At 44.8% G+C, this 16130-nt stretch carries 16 protein-coding genes; 7 read left to right on the plus strand and 9 right to left on the minus strand.

Annotation, left to right across the window (positions count from 1 at the left end; all coding sequences use genetic code 11):
* Positions 1–15: 15 nt before the first annotated feature.
* On the minus strand, positions 16–627 hold the full coding sequence (locus FTV08_RS13230) for a septation protein IspZ (RefSeq protein WP_004281606.1): 612 nt from the start codon (positions 625–627) through the stop codon (positions 16–18).
* Positions 628–671: 44 nt separating this feature from the next.
* Between FTV08_RS13230 and FTV08_RS13235 the strand changes: the two genes are divergently transcribed.
* Positions 672–1523: a PHP domain-containing protein gene (locus FTV08_RS13235; RefSeq protein WP_180087475.1), complete on the plus strand. Its 852-nt coding sequence runs from the start codon at positions 672–674 to the stop codon at positions 1521–1523.
* Positions 1524–1607: 84 nt separating this feature from the next.
* Here FTV08_RS13235 and FTV08_RS13240 read toward each other — a convergent pair whose 3' ends face one another.
* Both FTV08_RS13240 and radC read right to left on the minus strand, forming a co-directional pair.
* A complete protein-coding gene (locus FTV08_RS13240) occupies positions 1608–2519 on the minus strand; it encodes a bestrophin family protein (protein ID WP_114541813.1) in 912 nt (303 codons plus the stop codon).
* A 65-nt stretch (positions 2520–2584) separates the two neighbouring features.
* Complete coding sequence (radC, locus tag FTV08_RS13245; protein WP_005101798.1) at positions 2585–3286, minus strand: DNA repair protein RadC; 702 nt, start codon at positions 3284–3286, stop codon at positions 2585–2587.
* Between the two features lie 113 nt (positions 3287–3399).
* Here radC and coaBC point away from each other — a divergent pair, with 113 nt between their 5' ends.
* Complete coding sequence (coaBC, locus tag FTV08_RS13250; protein ID WP_044110596.1) at positions 3400–4674, plus strand: bifunctional phosphopantothenoylcysteine decarboxylase/phosphopantothenate--cysteine ligase CoaBC; 1275 nt, start codon at positions 3400–3402, stop codon at positions 4672–4674.
* Positions 4675–4902: 228 nt separating this feature from the next.
* A complete protein-coding gene (locus FTV08_RS13255) occupies positions 4903–5415 on the plus strand; it encodes a hypothetical protein (RefSeq protein ID WP_005106072.1) in 513 nt (170 codons plus the stop codon).
* Between the two features lie 49 nt (positions 5416–5464).
* On the opposite strand, the gene dusA is transcribed toward FTV08_RS13255, so the two are convergent.
* Complete coding sequence (gene dusA, locus FTV08_RS13260) at positions 5465–6490, minus strand: tRNA dihydrouridine(20/20a) synthase DusA (RefSeq protein WP_044110593.1); 1026 nt, start codon at positions 6488–6490, stop codon at positions 5465–5467.
* 274 nt (positions 6491–6764) lie between these two features.
* Here dusA and FTV08_RS13265 point away from each other — a divergent pair, with 274 nt between their 5' ends.
* Positions 6765–7409, plus strand: coding sequence for a hypothetical protein (locus FTV08_RS13265; RefSeq protein ID WP_005248075.1), 645 nt, complete (start codon positions 6765–6767; stop codon positions 7407–7409).
* Positions 7410–7424: 15 nt separating this feature from the next.
* On the opposite strand, the gene FTV08_RS13270 is transcribed toward FTV08_RS13265, so the two are convergent.
* On the minus strand, positions 7425–8612 hold the full coding sequence (locus FTV08_RS13270; RefSeq protein WP_044110590.1) for an MFS transporter: 1188 nt from the start codon (positions 8610–8612) through the stop codon (positions 7425–7427).
* A gap of 983 nt (positions 8613–9595) precedes the next feature.
* Here FTV08_RS13270 and FTV08_RS13275 point away from each other — a divergent pair.
* From FTV08_RS13275 to FTV08_RS13285, 3 genes are read left to right on the plus strand one after another with little or no spacing between them, the layout of a single operon-like run.
* Positions 9596–10723, plus strand: a complete 1128-nt coding sequence (locus FTV08_RS13275; protein WP_004645141.1) for a Re/Si-specific NAD(P)(+) transhydrogenase subunit alpha — start codon at positions 9596–9598, stop codon at positions 10721–10723.
* Positions 10724–10734: 11 nt separating this feature from the next.
* The gene (locus FTV08_RS13280; RefSeq protein WP_004281642.1) at positions 10735–11058 is read left to right on the plus strand and encodes a proton-translocating transhydrogenase family protein; all 324 of its coding nucleotides are present in this window, start codon (positions 10735–10737) and stop codon (positions 11056–11058) included.
* Positions 11059–11061: 3 nt separating this feature from the next.
* Complete coding sequence (locus tag FTV08_RS13285; RefSeq protein ID WP_004281643.1) at positions 11062–12507, plus strand: NAD(P)(+) transhydrogenase (Re/Si-specific) subunit beta; 1446 nt, start codon at positions 11062–11064, stop codon at positions 12505–12507.
* 561 nt (positions 12508–13068) lie between these two features.
* On the opposite strand, the gene rsfS is transcribed toward FTV08_RS13285, so the two are convergent.
* The 4 genes from rsfS to FTV08_RS13305 form a co-directional block, all read right to left on the minus strand.
* Positions 13069–13476, minus strand: a complete 408-nt coding sequence (gene rsfS / locus FTV08_RS13290) for a ribosome silencing factor (protein WP_004645144.1) — start codon at positions 13474–13476, stop codon at positions 13069–13071.
* An 81-nt stretch (positions 13477–13557) separates the two neighbouring features.
* Positions 13558–14346 carry a hydroxypyruvate isomerase family protein gene (locus FTV08_RS13295; protein WP_044110624.1) on the minus strand — a complete coding sequence of 263 codons (789 nt, stop codon included), beginning with the start codon at positions 14344–14346 and terminating at the stop codon, positions 13558–13560.
* A 39-nt stretch (positions 14347–14385) separates the two neighbouring features.
* Positions 14386–15255, minus strand: a complete 870-nt coding sequence (locus tag FTV08_RS13300; RefSeq protein WP_044110580.1) for an NAD(P)-dependent oxidoreductase — start codon at positions 15253–15255, stop codon at positions 14386–14388.
* Positions 15256–15291: 36 nt separating this feature from the next.
* Positions 15292–16080 (minus strand): crotonase/enoyl-CoA hydratase family protein, encoded by a 789-nt coding sequence (locus tag FTV08_RS13305; RefSeq protein ID WP_005106080.1) that lies wholly within the window; start codon positions 16078–16080, stop codon positions 15292–15294.
* Between the last annotated feature and the right edge of the window lie 50 nt (positions 16081–16130).

The raw sequence follows: 16130 nt of genomic DNA on the forward strand, positions 1-16130 counted from the left end.
CATTTGTAGTTGGACTTATTCAGCGGTCTTAAAGTATTTGCGCAATACAATAAACTGAATAATGATAAAGGAAAACATCACGATCATGTCACCGAATGCGGTAAATTCGCCCCAATATTTTCCATCCATCCACAAATAGGCGAAAAAGGTATGCAGAAATGACATCAGTACGAACATGGCAACCCAAGCATAGTTCAGCTTGAACCAGCCTTTTTCGCTTAGATTGAATACTGGACCAAATAACCGCTGGATCAGAGGCTTTTTATCCTTGCTAAACCAAGGGGATAAGAAAAAGACACCTGCAAAGACCAGATTCAATAACACGGCTTTCAGACGAATATAGAAATCATCGCTGAGGATCAGAGTGATGCCACCAAAAATCACCGTCATAAACAAGACAATCCATTGCTGCTTGTCCAGACGGAATTTTTGTATGACAAATAACGCACCATAGACGACCAACATGGAAATAATCAGACCTGTGGTTGCAACAAGAATATTATTATTGTCGACACCCCCCGCAGAACCGATCAATTGCAGCAATTGATGGTCAGTGTCTTTTGGATCTACAGTTTTATATAAATAAAAGAAAATAATGAGTGGCACAAAGTCTAAAAGTGCTTTCATGTTAGAGTATCTAAATCTGATCAAATAAATGTCATAGTATAGAGATGCACGGCGTAGATTTACATACACATAGTAATATTTCTGATGGAACTTTCAGTCCTCAGCAATTGGTCGAAGCGGCTGTGGAAAAACTCGTCCATACTTTGGCTCTGACGGATCATGACACCATGGATGGTTTGGTATTGGCTGAGGAAGCCGCTAAAAATCATGAGATTAAGATCATTTCTGGGGTGGAAATATCCAGCCAGTGGTCACGTCCTGCCACCAAAAAAAACTATGGCGTGCACATCGTCGCGCTAAATATGCAAAATCCTGAGCCTTTACAAAAAGCCCTCAATCAGCAAAAGAAAATCCGGGCTGAACGCTCTAAACAGATTTGTGATCTGCTGGTTCCTTTAATTGGTGAGGATATTTATGCCGATGTACTGGCCAAAGTTGACCATATCCCTGATCGGGTGACACGAACGCATATTGCCAAAACGCTGGTAGAAAAGGGGATTGTGAACCGTGCACAACAGGCTTTTGATAAATACATCAAGGAAGGCAAGAAAGCCTATGTCAAATTTGATGGCTTGAGTCTGGAAGATACCATTCAGGTCATTCATGAAAGTGGCGGCTTTGCGATACTGGCTCATCCGACCAAATATGATTTATCTGCGACCAATATCCGTTATCTGATCAAGATTTTTGCCAAGTTCGGTGGAGATGCAGTCGAGCTGCCACCGGCGATTGAGCCAAGTTCCACCCGGCAGATGGTCGATCGAATGATTGCAGAACATACGTTAAAAGTTTCGATTGGCAGTGATTTTCATGGCGATCATATGCCCTGGATTAAACTCGGTAATGTCCCGAGCCTTAAACCGGGTCAGGTCGGGATTTGGGAGAGTTTTGTTTAGTCATTCCTTTACCTCGATCTTTTTCATTTGAGAGAAGATTTTCCCTTCGCCACTAATAGCAAAGGGCGAGGAGAGAATTATAAATTATAGCAAATTATGATCTTGAGCCTGAATCGGTGGTGGCGTTGGTTTACCTAAAGTCCCTAACAGTTCAATTTCAATGGTGCGTACCATCGAGTCGAGTGGCAAGTCATTACTCTGGGTACCGAAAGGTTCTTCAATCTCTGAGCTTAGTGCATCCAGTCCCAAAAAGGTATAAGCCAAAATTCCAACCAGCAAAGGCGTAAACAGACCAAGCGTTGAACCCAGACTAAAAGGTAAAATAAAACAGAAAAAATAGACGGTACGATTGAGCAAGACCGAATAGGCAAAAGGCAAAGGCGTCGTCGCAATCCGGTCACAACCGGTCTGGACAATACTTAGTTCAGCCACATGATTATTCATCTGCATATAGATGATATCGGAGATTTCACCTTCTTTGAGTGCCTGCATTAGCTCCCACTGAATCAGGCTTAAGGTATATTGCGGCGCATTGGCCTGCTGATAGAGCTGGGTCACAGCCTGCTGGCTCATGCCGCTGGTTTCCACAAGTTCCGTCGGATTGGCTGTCTGATGGCGTAGCCGGTCACGGAGGACATTGGCAAAGACAATCACATGCTGAATTACACGTTCACGGCGACCTTGAGACAGCATCCGGCAATCACGGTCAAAATGACGTGAATTGGCAATCAAAATGCCCCAAAGTTTGCGCGCTTCCCACCAGCGGTCATAACAGGCCGAGTTCTTAAATCCGAGAAAGATCGACAGTACCACTCCAATCAGGGTAAAGCCGACCAGGGGTAATTCTGGAAAATGAAAATAACCAATATGTGACAAGCCACCGATGATGGCTGACATCAGCATCACTACGCCTAAAGGTGGCAAAACTTTAGGTAAAATCGTCCCCCGCCAGGAAAACAGCAGTTTAAAAACAGTCGGCTGGTCACGTACGATCATTTATTGGAATCATCACAATTTTTTTCATGATCTTGTGGAGTTGTGCCTGCTTTGTCAAGTGCTATTCAATACTGCATTTCCGGTTTGATGAGTTGCTGCTCAGCAAAGGAAAAGCTGCCTTCCAAGGCGATGATGCAATGGTCAATCAGATGGATATCCACTAGCTGGCAGGCCTGTTGAATCTGACGGGTTAACACTAGGTCAGCCTTGGAGGGAGAGGGCCGGCCCAGCGGATGATTATGTGCAATGACAATTGAGGTCGCCTGTTGGCTAATCGCATAACGTAGCAATTGATTAATGGAAATATCACATGCATTGATGGAGCCATAAAACAGTTTTTTAAAGGCAATTTTTCTTAAACTGGCATCCAGACACAGCACGGCAAACACTTCCTGAGTTTCACCGAGCAGTTCAAAACGTAAGTAATCTCTCAGCCGCTTGGAATTGGTAAGTTCCAGTGCATCCTGTTTCAGGTGCTCGGCTATGTAACGCCGTCCGAGTTCCTTGACGGCCATCAGTTGAGTATATTTACTGATGCCCATGCCATGAAACTGGCTGACTTCCTGTAAAGGTGCATCGAGCAACGCAGTCAAATGACCAAAATGCTGAATCAGCAAACGCGCCAGATCAACTGCCGAATGTTGCTGGGAACCGGAGCGTAGAAAAATAGCCAGTAGCTCGGCATCGGACAGACTTTCTGCGCCATATTGAATTAAGCGTTCTCGCGGCCGTTCTTGTTCCGGCCAGTTTTTAATAGAAAATTGCATAGTTATTAGACTTATTTATTATGAATTATCAGTTTTCCCGCAAGCTGATCTCTTGGGGATGCGATTATTTAATGCTATTGTGAGCCCCACTGCAACAGCAAGGTAATCTGTTCGTGAGCTTTGATCTAAGTGTAATTCCTCATAAAAATATCATTTTGGCCGTCACTGGCGGTATTGCTGCCTATAAAAGTGCAATTCTGGTTCGCCGTCTGAAAGATGCCGGATTTGATGTGCGGGTCGTCATGACTCACGGTGCACAGGCTTTTATTACACCTTTAACTTTTCAAGCCTTATCGTGCAATCCCGTACATACCGAATTGCTGGATACTGAAGCAGAAGCCGGCATGGGCCACATCGAGCTGGCACGTTGGGCAGATCTGTTGCTGGTAGCACCGGCCAGCTGTGATACCTTGGCAAAATTTGCCGCAGGTCTGGCCGACGATCTACTCAGTACTTTATATCTGGCGACGAAAGCACCCGTCTGGGTGGCGCCTGCCATGAACCAGCAAATGTGGGCGGCGAAAGCAACGCAGCGCAATCTTGCGACACTGATCGAAGATGGTGTGCATGTGATCATGCCGGACGCGGGATCACAGGCTTGTGGTGATGTAGGTTTGGGACGTATGCCGGAGCCGGAAGATCTGGCACGTCAGGTCACAGAATATTTCCATAAGGCTCAGCGCGCGATTGCAGAAAAATTTGGCCTGCTGGCGGGCAAGCAAGTCACGATTACAGCTGGTCCAACCCGTGAAGCGATTGACCCGGTACGTTATATTTCCAACCATAGTACCGGGAAAATGGGTTTTGCATTGGCAGCAGCCTGTTATGCAGCCGGAGCAAATGTCACCCTGATTGCAGGGCCGGTCAGTCTGGAAACCCCAAATGGTGTGAAACGTAAGAATGTTTCTTCTGCTGTACAAATGCTGAATGAAAGCATGCAGATGCTGGAAAATGGTTGCGATATCTTTATTGCGACAGCTGCAGTAGCCGATTATCGTGTGGCAGAAGTAGCCGAGCATAAGATCAAGAAATCCGGGGATGAGCTGAATGTAGCCTTGGTGAAAAATCCGGATATTGTTGCCACTATTGCCCAGCAGGAAAAACGTCCATTTATGGTCGGTTTTGCTGCAGAAACCCGCAATATTGAAGAATATGCTGCTGGAAAGCTGGTCGCGAAAAAGCTGGATATGATTGCCTGCAATGATGTTTCACGTGCGGATATCGGATTTGCTTCAGATGAAAATGCCATGACAGTATTCTTTGCCGAGCATTATCAGTTGGACAAACGTGATCTGGAAAAAGCCTCCAAGCAGGAGATTGCCCAGCAGTTGATCGAAGCCATTCATGATGCCTTGCATCGTGATCCATCCAGTGATGATGATTTTTAAAACGATCTGTATCGAAAAAGCCCTGAATCCATCAGGGTTTTTTTATGGCTGATTTTTTATCATTAATTCAAAAAAACTATATAAACCATAAATATTTAGTCTTAATCGAAGCGCTGTTTGTTTATTGTTTTTGCAAAAAAGCATAAAATGGGTCACAGAATAAACAAAGATAAAAATACTGCATATATCGACTATAAGCAGGAAGTGGAAAGAAAAAAGAGGGGCGCTATGAAAAAAATCATGATGTTATGGATGGTCGCCTGTCTGGCTGGATGCAGTTATTTTGTCTCGATGGATGAACTGGCCAGAAATATTCAAACGCAGATGCAACGTGAATTTAATTCCAATCGAGATTATCAACACTATCGTTTTACCGTGAAAAAGGTCAAAATTGTCCAGCGTCAGGGGAATGAGTTTCAGGCCATTTCTCATCTGAATTATCAGGGTGAGGAATATCCCATTCATGTAAAAGTCTTTAAGGTGGATGGGGGATATAGTTGGTCGATTGAAGATGATGCCTTTGCTTTTATTGATGAAATTGAAATTGAAAAATATCGTCAGCAACTGGATCGAGAATTACAGCAACTGGCCTCAGCCTTGGATGATCTGGAACCTGTAGATGAACCAAACCAGAATGTCTCCGGCTCTCTGATCACACCACTGGCTGAACCCGTATTGCAAGATGTTTCTTATCAGGAAGAGCCGATTCCGGTCGGTAATATCACGGCGTATACGCAATAACTCATGCGCAATCGCTATAAAAAAGCACCGATGATCGGTGCTTTTCTGTTTAGGATTCAACCTGTTGATGTTCACGTACATAATCTTCAGTACGCTGCATCGCTTCCTGAATATTAAAGAGAGCAGTTTCTACATCTTTCAAGGTTTTGGCATTGCCACCGCTTAAAGCCTGACGCCATTTGCGTGCACCCGGCAGGTTCTGGAACAGTCCCAAAATATGACGGGTAATAATCGACAACGGTGCATCTTCGGCCATGCGCTGGGCAATATAAGGCAGCATCTGTTGCATAATGTCAAAACGGTCTGGTGCATCCAGATTCCACAGTTGGCCCAGTTCAGCCAGTAAGTAAGGATTATGATAGGCTTCGCGGCCAATCATCACCCCATCCACATGTTTGAGATGTTCTAGGGTTTCGGCATAGGTTTTAATCCCGCCGTTGATCTCGATGAGCAGATCAGGACGATCCTGTTTTAAACGGTAGACATCTTCATAACGTAGGGGTGGCACGTCGCGGTTTTCTTTAGGTGATAGACCTTTTAATAAGGCAATCCGCGCATGCACGATAAAGTTATTGCAGCCGGTTTTGGCCACAGTATCGACAAAATGTAGCATCTCTTCATAGGAGTGCATATCATCAATCCCGATCCGGTGTTTTACAGTCACTGGAATATCCACCGCATGACGCATTTCAGCAATACATTCTGCGACTAAATCAGGCTCTGCCATCAGACAGGCACCAATTTTATTATTCTGTACCCGGTCACTTGGGCAACCTACATTTAAATTGACTTCGTTATAGCCCCAGTCCTGCGCCATCTTGGTACAAGTGGCGAGATCTTTTGGATTCGAGCCGCCGAGTTGCAACACGATTGGCTGTTCTTCCGTATTAAAGTCCAAATGACGTTTGGCATCACCGTAAATGATTGCACCTGTGGTGACCATTTCGGTGTACATAATCACATTCGGGTTAAACAGACGCGCAAAGAAGCGATAGTCTTTGGTGGTCCAATCCATCATCGGCGCAACACTGATTCGTGGTTGAAGTTTATTTTCAATGGTGGTCAGATCAGTCATTCAAAATCACGCCTTAACGAAATGGAAGAAAGAAGAAGCAATCCATGCAATCACTCAGCTATTGGTTTTTGGCTTAAACTGGATCGGCTGACGTCGCAAAAAGAGGGCGTAATACTAGCATAAAATCAGAAAAACCACCCGGCGAACTTAAGCTAGCCCGGTAAATCCAGGGAATGAAAAAAGAAATAAAATTGGAATTCCCAGTCAAGTTGGAATGGTATATTTTGATAGGAGAAAGATGAAGATAAAAACGCTAGAAATAAGGAGAATAATCATGTTGTTATTGGAGGAAATTTATAAAAGCCATAAAGCACAAAATTCGGCACATTTTAATTTAAGAATTCATCGGGGCTTAGGCTGGTTTAAAAAATCGCTAGACTTGGATCAGGATCTGGATTTTAAGTTTATCAGCCTGTGGATCAGCTTTCAGGCGATTTATGCAGATGAGAGTGATCTAGTTCAAGATCAAAGCAAGCTGCAGCAGTTTCTGGAAACACTCTGCCAAAAGGATCTGGATCAGAAAATTAATCATATTCTCTGGGAAAAATACAGCCAGCCGATCTGCTCACTCTTGGCCAATCCCTATGTGGAACAAAGCTTTTGGGATTATCGTCATCAGAAAATTAGCCTGGAAAGCTGTCAGGTTGACTTGGAAACACAGAAACAGAATATAGAGAATGCTTTAAAAGAACGAAATTCTGTTGAAATTTTAGCTGGAATATTTCAGCGTTTATCTACCTTGCACCATCAGATAATGCAGGGTGGCGCCACGTATCACAGCTCGCTGAATTATAAATCATTAGAGGAAAGCTGCCGGATTCTGGCAGCCTTATTGCCGGTTTTTATCTGTATTTTATTGGAAAATTCACAAACTCTTGATCTGAATAAGCCTTATTATCCGGCGGCGCAAGTCAGCTAAATAGAGGTAAAATACTTATGCGGTTGTCTTAGCCTGATGCCATTGATCCAGCAGGGCGAATAGGGTGGCACACAGAGCTAGCCCGAGTCCTGCCAGACAGGTCATGCTCCAGCCACCGTGATGCCAGGCATAAACCCCTAAGGCTGAACCACATGCACCACCAATAAAATACAAGGTCATATACAGTGAATTGACCCGTGATTTGGCATCCGGGCGCAGGCGGAAAATCACGTTCTGGTTACAGCTGTGCGTAATTGCGAGCCCGAGATTTATCAGTCCATAACCGAGAATATAACTGAGCAAGGATACCGCACCAAAGTATAAAAACAGCCAGCTCCCCATCAGGATAGAACAGCCGATCCAGCTCAGTATTTTGATATGGCCACGATCGGCCCATTTACCAATGAACTGCGTAGAAAGTGCGCCAAATACACCGACCAGCGTGACCAGTCCGACCATGACATCAGAAAGCTGAAAAGGTTCCTGTGTCAACAGCAGAGCGATGGTGGAGAACAACATACTCATGGCAGCAAAAGCACACGCACCTGTAAGTGAACGCAAAACCAGTCGTGGTTCCTGCTTGAGTAATATCCCCATAGATTTAAAAATCGCTGTATAGCTGATTCTCAGACGTGGCAGGCTCGGTAGTTTTCCTCTCAAATAAAAACTTAAGGCCAGCATACTTATGCCACTGATGATATAAATCATTTTCCAGTGAAACAGGTCGGAAAGTAATCCAGCAATACTGGTCGAGAGCAGAATGCCAACCAGTAATCCACTCATCAGGAAGCCCACCACTTCTCCGGTTTTTTCCGGTTTGACCGCCATGGTGGCCAAGGGAATCAGAATCTGTGCAGCCACGGAAAACAGTCCGGCAATGATAGTGCCGACCCAGAGCATCGGCAGATTCACTGCACTGGCACAAATAAATAAACCTGCTGCCGCACCCAGCATGAGAAAGGGGATCAGTTTGGTTTTATTTAGCATGTCCCCTAAAGGCACAATAAACAGCAGGCCCAAGGCATAAGAGATTTGAGCAAAGGTGACGGTGAGCGCTACTTGTGATTCAGGCACCTGATAATACTGCTGAATCGATGAAATCAGCGGCTGGCAATAATAGTTCGCGCCAGCACATAAACCGCATGCAATCGCCATCAGCCATAATAAGGGCTTATTTTGACTAATATCGAGAGGCGTGTGCATAGGGCTAACCTTGTATTCAGACCGGAAGAATTTAAATGGGGAATGAGAATAATGTTCAAATTGAGGGCACTATAGGCCAGAAGTTCCCGCTTTAAAAGTAGAGAAATATTGCCAGCATTGAAAATTGTCAGAACTCAGGCAGCTTAAAGAAAGAAGTGCAATTTTAAATAGAAAATATGAGTGAATGTTTGCAGAATTTTTTATCTTTTAATAATGGGGTTGCTTCATTAAAGCGCAGCTCGAGGTAGAAACAATAAAAAAGGAGTACCAAGGCCAAAAAAGTGGAATATTTACTCTATTTTGTTGCGCAAATTTGGTGCGAAAATGAGATTTTCCATTTTGAATCAAGTTCAGTACATTAATATAATAAATAGTCATCCAGCTTTTTTTCTACCCTTTATCTGACTGTTTGAGACCTGAGTCTTATAAAACTTTAGCGATTACTTTTTGTCAGATCTATTAATTGTGTCTGATGAAGATCTGCTCAAAACAAATTCTATCATTTCATAAAATACGATTTTAACATCTAAAAACAGTGCTCTTGCTTGAGTGCTAAATCTGTCAAAAAAGTCAAAACTAAAAAAACGGTGCAGCTAAAGTGCCGCTATCTATAGGGACTAGAGAAATTGAAAGTCTGCTTCTAAATCAGGAAATACAGCAATCATTGTCAGAATCATCAATGTAACAAAATAAATCAGAAATTCGCGCTTATTTACACCAGCAAAATCTGGATATTTCATTCAGTGGAATGAATATCGTTTATAAAAGCATCGAATATGAATAGCCGTTGAATTAAATAAATGTGCTATTGCAGCATCATTTTTATGAATCATCAGTTCAAAATATAGGTATTTATTAAATAAATAGTAGGTGGTAATTTCAAACAGTTTGATTAGAATCCAGAAATTCAACAAGAACACATCCTGAGGGGAAGCATCGTTTAGGCGATGTTTACTTAAGAAAAATTAGCTTGAGGAACGCTCATGCAGATCGGAATTCCAGCCGAAACTGTTGTCGGTGAAAATCGCGTCGCTGCGACGCCAGAGACAGTAAAGAAATTGATCAGCGCAGGACATAGCGTGATTATCGAACGTGGTGCAGGGGTTAAAGCTGCCTATATCGATAGTGCCTATGAACAAGTTGGTGCCAAAATTACGGATGATGCCTATACCGGCAGTCAGTTGATTTTAAAAGTTCGTGCACCGAAAGGTGAGGAAATTCAAAAACTCAACCCGAACACCACTATCGTGGCAATGTTTGATCCTTACCGTAATACTGAGCTTGACCAATTCGCGGCACAAAACGTGTCTGCATTTGCATTGGAACTTTTGCCACGAACCTTGTCTCGTGCGCAGAACATGGATGTCTTGTCTTCTCAAGCCAACCTTGCAGGTTACAAGTCGGTGCTTTTGGCTGCGGCTGAATACCAGCGCATGTTCCCGATGCTGATGACTGCTGCGGGTACGGTTAAACCGGCTCGTGTCGTGATTATGGGTGTCGGCGTAGCGGGTCTGCAAGCGATTGCCACTGCAAAACGTTTAGGTGCCATCGTTGAAGCCACGGACCTGCGTCCAACTGCCAAAGATCAGGTTGAATCTTTAGGTGGTAAATGGTTAGACGTACCGATGTCTGCTGAAGAGCAGCAAAAAGCGGCTGATGCGGCTAAAAATGGTTATGGCTGGATGCCGGGTGAAGAATACATTCGCGATCAGGCTGCAATTGTTGATAAAGCGGTATCGAATGCTGACATCGTGATTACCACAGCGCTTTTACCGGGCCGTGATGCACCACGTTTAATCCGTGCTGAAACAGTTGCGAAAATGAAACCGGGTTCAGTGATTCTGGACATGGCAGTAGAATCTGGCGGCAACGTCGAAGGTTCAAAATGTGGCGAAACCGTGCATACCGACAACGGCGTCAAAATTCTCGGCATTCCAAATATTCCATCGACGGTATCGACTGAAGCCTCTGCTTTATACGCTCGTAACGTATTTAACTTCGTGGAAACATTATTTGATGCAGATAAGAATTTTGTCCTGAATCAAGAAGAAGAAATTCAAAAAGCCCTACTTGTCACTCATGGCGGCCAAGTGCTGCTGAAACGTGGTTAAGGAGAAGACTCATGGTTGAAACAATTACGATTTTTGTCCTTGCCATTTTCGTAGGTTACTACGTGGTGTGGGGTGTAACACCAGCATTGCATACGCCGTTGATGGCGGTCACCAATGCCTTGTCATCGATCATTATTGTCGGTGCAATGATTCAGACTGTTGGCCTGCCGGTGATTGGCGTTGAAGGTAGTGTGGATTTCCAGACCATTAACGTGGTGAGCGTACTTGGCGCGATTGCAGTATTCCTGGCGAGCATTAACATTTTTGGTGGCTTTGCCGTGACTGCTCGTATGCTGGAAATGTTTAAACCTAAGCAAAAGAAAAAAGAGGGTTAATCCATGGAAATGATTCGAGAATATGCGGATTGGTTCTACCTGATTGGTGCCGTTCTTTTTATCCTGACGCTACGTGGTTTATCAGGTCCTAAAACTGCGATTGCCGGTAACCGTTACGGGATGATCGCGATGGCCATTGCGGTCGTGACTACCTTCTTTGTAGCTGAGAATCCGGTGGTCTGGATGATCATTGGCGCAATGGTGCTGGGTGCAATCGTGGGTATTGCCCGTGCACGTACAGTTCCAATGACCCAGATGCCTGAAACTGTAGCGTTGATGCACTCATTGGTAGGTCTGGCTGCGGTTTTGATTGCTGTCGCTGCCATTATTCACAACAACAAACTGATTGAACTTGGTCCAGACCTGTTGGCTGCCAATGGTGTCAATTTCCATGAAATGAGCCGTGTTCATTTATTTGAACTGTTTGTGGGCTGTTTCGTGGGTGCGATTACCTTTACTGCATCAGTCTTTGCTTACGGCAAACTGGCCGCGAAGAAATGGGCAAAAACCATTTCAGGTGCATGGGTGAAACCGGTTCAGGCGATTATCTTTATTGCAATGTTAGGTTTTGGTATTCACTTCTTCCTGACGGGTAATATGACTTCGTTCTGGGCAATGACAGGTCTTGCACTGGCATTCGGCTGGGTATGGATTGCACCAGTCGGTGGCGGTGATATGCCAGTGGTGGTATCGCTACTCAACTCATTCTCGGGTTGGGCAGCAGCGGGGATTGGTTTTACCCTAGAAAACAACATGTTGATCGTTGCAGGCTCACTGGTGGGTTCTTCAGGTGCGATTCTGTCTTACATCATGTGTAAAGCGATGAACCGTTCTATCATCAACGTTTTGTTTGGCGGTGCGATGGGCGGTGCAGCTGCGCCGACAGCAGGAGCAGGTGAACAGGTTCAACGTAATCACCGTTCTGGCTCGGCAGATGATGCAGGCTTCCTGATGTCAAATGCAGACAGCGTGGTGATTGTACCGGGTTATGGTATGGCGCAAGGCCGTGCACAAAATGCGGTAAAAGAATTGGCTAACTTGCTAAAAGAGCAGGGCGTAACGGTTCGTTTTGCGATTCACCCTGTAGCAGGTCGTATGCCAGGTCATATGAACGTACTACTTGCTGAAGCGGACGTACCGTATGAAGACATTCTGGAAATGGATGAGATCAACTCGGACTTCCCGGCAACAGATGTGGTGCTGGTCATTGGTGCGAACGACGTTGTGAACCCTGCGGCGAAAGATGATCCAACCTCGCCAATTTATGGTATGCCGATTCTGGAAGCGCATAAGGCACGTACGATTATGGTGATTAAGCGTTCTATGGCAACCGGTTATGCAGGTCTCGACAATGACTTGTTCTATAATGACAAGACCATGATGATCTTCGGTGATGCCAAGAAAGTGGTGGAAGATATGACCAAAGCCATTAATGGCACAGGTCATTAATTCAAAATTTCCTCTAACCCCTCTTTAATAAAGAGGGGAACTTCCAAAATCAAATTGGTTAGTCAGGTAAGTCCTCCTTTTTTAAAAGGGAGACTTTTTTGATAAAGGCTCCCTCCTTTGAAAAAAGAGGGTCGGGGAGGATTAAATAAAAAACCACCTTCGGGTTAATGCTGATCAGTTAAGGAATTTAGAAATAGACTCTTTAACTTTTTAGTCGTTCACGACAGAGTCTTAACGTTTTAAATCAAATATTTGCAATATCATTTGTTACTTTGGTTTAGCCCAAAGTAACCAAAAGCATTTGTCATCCGCAAAACTCGTCAGCCACCATCCACTAGCAAATTTGTCGCAGAAACAATCATTTTTTAATGTAGTCCTGTCTCAGACAGTTGCGGATGGCTTTTCCAGCTATCAAATATAATCATGAATTTAAAAAAGAAAATGCCAGTCAATTGCTTAACTGACTGGCATTAACCTTCGGGTGGTTTTTTATTTCGCATTCTTTTTATACGCACATAAAAAAAGCGACCTACACAGGTCGCTTTTTTGAATATTCGGTTTTTACGCTACAGAGTCAGTATCTGTAGGATTGCGCCATAAGCTTTCTAGGTCATAGAATTTACGCGCTGTTGGAAGCATACAATGAACCACCACATAACCAAGGTCGATGAGGATCCATTCAGCATCACGTTCGCCTTCAATACCAAGAGGGCGGAAGCCAGCTTTACGTGCTTCTTCAGCAACGTTATTGGCCAATGATTTGATGTGACGTGTCGATGTACCGCTTGCAATGACCATAGCATCAGCCACATTACTGATACCGCTGACATCAAGCTCAACAATTTCTTTTGCTTTTACATCTTCAAGTGCAGCATGTACGACTTTTAAGCAGTCCTGTACAGCTTGAGAATTTGAATTCATAGTAAGATCGTGAGAATTAGAAGCGCTGGGCGATGGTTCTAAATTCATGGGGAGTGTAATTTCCTAACAATTATGCATGGTCTAATATAGCGGTTTTAGTCCTGAATTTCAAATGAAGCCGCAGTCCACTCAGTCATGCTCCGGAAAGAACTCAGCTTTCCAGTCAAAGGAATCGTTGGAATGTCCGCTAGGTTTATACTCGGCAGCGACATAACCTTGATATTGACTATGTTTTAACCACTGAAATATATCATGATATTGAATTGAACCCGTATTGGGTTGATGCCGTCCCGGACAATCCGCAAATTGGATATGACCAATCGAGGCAATATTTTCTTGCAAAGTTTCTAAGACATCTTCGCCCATCATTGCCATGTGGTAACAGTCGTACTGCATTTTTAAGGCCGGATGATGTACCGCTTCCAGCATTTCCTGTGCTTGAGCAACATTTTGAATCAAAAAACGTGGCATATCGATGCCATTGATCATTTCAAAGACCGGTTCAATTTGATGCTCAAGCAGCATTGAACAGGCCATTTTCAGGTTACTCGCCAGCGTATTCAGGCAGGGCAACAGATCACAGTCCAAGGGCTGTTTTCCTGCCAGGATATTGACCCGGGGTACATTCAACGTCGTGGCATACTGGATGGCCTGCTCAACCGCATGACGAAACTCGATTTCCTGTCCTGGAATGCCAGCCAGACCATGACCGCCCTGCATTAAATCACCTGCCGGTACATTAATCAGGCACAAGTTTAGCTGATGGGTGCTGAGCTGGTTTTGAATCTGGCCAATCGTAAGTTCATAAGGAAACTGGATTTCCACATGATTAAAGCCTTGTGCACGAGCCAGCGCGAAACGTTCGATCAGCGGCACTTCGGTAAAAATCATCGACAGGTTGACGGCAAGTTTAATCATGTCTTTCTCTTCAATATTCAAGGCCGCATCAATCAAGCGTTATGAATGTTTTAGTTGCTGGATTACAGTAGCCAGATCTGCTTCGGCAAAGCCTTGGGCTTGATGAGCATGTAACTGCGTTAAAGCTTGAGTCGCCACCGGAACATCCAGGTCAAAGCTTTGTGCCAGTTGCACGGCATTATTCAGATCCTTGGATAAAGTCTGCACTTTCCATTGCACCGGTTCAAAAGTTTGCGTGGCCATACGGGAGGCCAGAATCTGAAAAGGCTTGGAGTCAGCAAAACCACCCGCCAGCGCAGGCGCCAGTAAACGTGTATCCACCCCGGCAAGTCCAGCAAGGGCGACCGCTTCTGCGATCAAGGTACTATTGGCAGCCACAATCAGCTGATTACAGATTTTAGTCGCCTGACCGGTACCCGTATCACCCATGCGGGTCACGCGTTGTGAAAGTACTGCATAGATCGGATTAAGATTTTCAATAGTCGCGGCATTACCACCGGCAAAAATCACCAGACTGCCTTGTTCAGCTCCGGCGGTACCGCCTGAAACAGGAGAATCAATCCAGGTTACTTTCTTAGCCTGTGCTTGTGCAGCAAGTATTTGGGTTTGCTGTACTGAAAGGCTGGAGAAATCTACAATCACTTGCTCCGTAAGCAAATACGGTTCGATCTGAGCAAAAACAGATTGCACTGCCTGATCATCTGCCAGGCAGGTCAGAATCACCGGGTAATCTGTAATCTTATCCAAAGATAGCGTAGTTGCACCTAGATCCAGCAAGGGCTCACAGGCAGATGGTGTACGGTTCCAAACCGCCACCTGAAAACCTGCCTGAAGCAGACGTGTGGCCATACGAGTGCCCATCAGCCCCATACCTAAAAAGGCAATTTTAGTATCGCGATTCAACTGCATACTTTCTCTTATTCCTTGCTTTGACTCAGACTCGACTTATTTATATTGGCGCGGTACAAACTGAACCTCTGGGTTCTTGTCTTTTTTACGGGCCAGCTGGCTATTTTTACCCAGCAGCAATTTCAATTGCCAGATTTTTTCCATACGCAGGGATTTGTTCGGACGATGCTGCATGGCATCCAGTACAAATTTAGAGGCCATCAGCGCATCTGGGGAACGTTGCAGCATTTCTTCAGCCAAGGCTTGTGCTCTTCCTAGTGGCTGTTCATCGACATGGGTGATCAGACCGATTTCTTTGGCATATTCGCCCTCAAAAATCCGGGCAGTCAAAGTCAGCTCTTTTGCCAGATCAATACCAATCAGGCCTTTCAGTGAGCGGCTGAGTCCCATGTCTGGCACCAGTCCCCAACGGGTTTCCATAATTGACATTTTGGTCTCAGGATGGGCAATGCGTATGTCTGCGGCCAGGGCAAGCTGCATCCCGGCACCAAAACAGAAGCCCTCCATCGCGGCAATCACCGGAACCGGTAATTCCTGCCAGACCAGAAATGCTTTTTGAAACAGGCTTTGACCCGGACGAATCAGCTCCCAGGCAGCATAAGCACGATTTTTAGGATTATTTAAATCGGCCAGATCAATACCGGCACTAAAGACTTGGGCTTCACCCGTTAAAATCACACAACGGATGCTTTTATCTTTTTTGATTTTCTGTGCAGTCGCTACCAGTTCGCGCAGCAGGGCAAAGCTCATGGCATTGCGTTTATCCGGACGATTCAATGTAACAGTGGCAATGCCGTTATTTTTTTCCAAGCGCACGAGTGACATGGCATTCTTCCTTATTTTTCCTGGCTTGAGCATAGCATGCAGCCTTTAGG

This window comes from Acinetobacter sp. YH12226, assembly GCF_013417805.1.
Lineage (GTDB): Bacteria > Pseudomonadota > Gammaproteobacteria > Pseudomonadales > Moraxellaceae > Acinetobacter.

What these genes read in the sequence shown, in the direction of transcription:
- dusA (WP_044110593.1), bottom strand. Translation starts at nt 6,490, where the DNA reads ATGACTGATCTGACCACCATTGAAAATAAACTTCAACCACGAATCAGT.
- FTV08_RS13305 (WP_005106080.1), bottom strand. Translation starts at nt 16,080, where the DNA reads ATGTCACTCGTGCGCTTGGAAAAAAATAACGGCATTGCCACTGTTACA.
- FTV08_RS13240 (WP_114541813.1), bottom strand. Translation starts at nt 2,519, where the DNA reads ATGATCGTACGTGACCAGCCGACTGTTTTTAAACTGCTGTTTTCCTGG.
- FTV08_RS13300 (WP_044110580.1), bottom strand. Translation starts at nt 15,255, where the DNA reads ATGCAGTTGAATCGCGATACTAAAATTGCCTTTTTAGGTATGGGGCTG.
- FTV08_RS13275 (WP_004645141.1), top strand. Translation starts at nt 9,596, where the DNA reads ATGCAGATCGGAATTCCAGCCGAAACTGTTGTCGGTGAAAATCGCGTC.
- rsfS (WP_004645144.1), bottom strand. Translation starts at nt 13,476, where the DNA reads ATGAATTTAGAACCATCGCCCAGCGCTTCTAATTCTCACGATCTTACT.
- radC (WP_005101798.1), bottom strand. Translation starts at nt 3,286, where the DNA reads ATGCAATTTTCTATTAAAAACTGGCCGGAACAAGAACGGCCGCGAGAA.
- FTV08_RS13295 (WP_044110624.1), bottom strand. Translation starts at nt 14,346, where the DNA reads ATGATTAAACTTGCCGTCAACCTGTCGATGATTTTTACCGAAGTGCCG.
- FTV08_RS13255 (WP_005106072.1), top strand. Translation starts at nt 4,903, where the DNA reads ATGAAAAAAATCATGATGTTATGGATGGTCGCCTGTCTGGCTGGATGC.
- FTV08_RS13270 (WP_044110590.1), bottom strand. Translation starts at nt 8,612, where the DNA reads ATGCACACGCCTCTCGATATTAGTCAAAATAAGCCCTTATTATGGCTG.
- FTV08_RS13235 (WP_180087475.1), top strand. Translation starts at nt 672, where the DNA reads ATGCACGGCGTAGATTTACATACACATAGTAATATTTCTGATGGAACT.
- FTV08_RS13265 (WP_005248075.1), top strand. Translation starts at nt 6,765, where the DNA reads ATGTTGTTATTGGAGGAAATTTATAAAAGCCATAAAGCACAAAATTCG.
- FTV08_RS13280 (WP_004281642.1), top strand. Translation starts at nt 10,735, where the DNA reads ATGGTTGAAACAATTACGATTTTTGTCCTTGCCATTTTCGTAGGTTAC.
- FTV08_RS13230 (WP_004281606.1), bottom strand. Translation starts at nt 627, where the DNA reads ATGAAAGCACTTTTAGACTTTGTGCCACTCATTATTTTCTTTTATTTA.
- FTV08_RS13285 (WP_004281643.1), top strand. Translation starts at nt 11,062, where the DNA reads ATGGAAATGATTCGAGAATATGCGGATTGGTTCTACCTGATTGGTGCC.